At 61.0% G+C, this 287-nt stretch carries 1 rRNA gene; it reads right to left on the bottom strand.

The features are described 5' to 3' along the window. Nucleotides 1-58: 58 nt before the first annotated feature. Nucleotides 59-177 (bottom strand): 5S ribosomal RNA (gene rrf, locus HMPREF2975_RS02335). Between the last annotated feature and the right edge of the window lie 110 nt (nt 178-287).

Genomic DNA, 287 nt, shown 5'->3' with positions numbered 1-287 from the left:
GGGGGGTGGGGTACGTGCCTGTCTCCAGGCCTGTACCCCACCCCCAACTCACGGTTGATTGCGGCAGTGTCTTACTCTCCCACGACCCCCCGGTCGCAGTACCATCAGCGCAAAGGCGGCTTAGCTTCCGGGTTCGGAAAGGAGCCGGGCGTTTCCCGCCTGCCATGAGCCACCGCAAAAAATGTCACCCACCCACAACGTGTGGGTTGAGTGTGTACCGCACAGTGATTGCAAGCACCACACCCCAAACATAGGGTGCACGTGTTTTCTCGCTTCGCCCCACACAC

Origin of the sequence: Actinomyces sp. HMSC065F12, from assembly GCF_001814535.1 — a bacterium.
GTDB classification, from domain to species: Bacteria; Actinomycetota; Actinomycetes; order Actinomycetales; family Actinomycetaceae; genus Pauljensenia; species Pauljensenia radingae_A.
The sequence above is the reverse complement of the archived record's forward strand: the minus strand, read 5'-3'. Positions and strand labels throughout refer to the sequence as shown.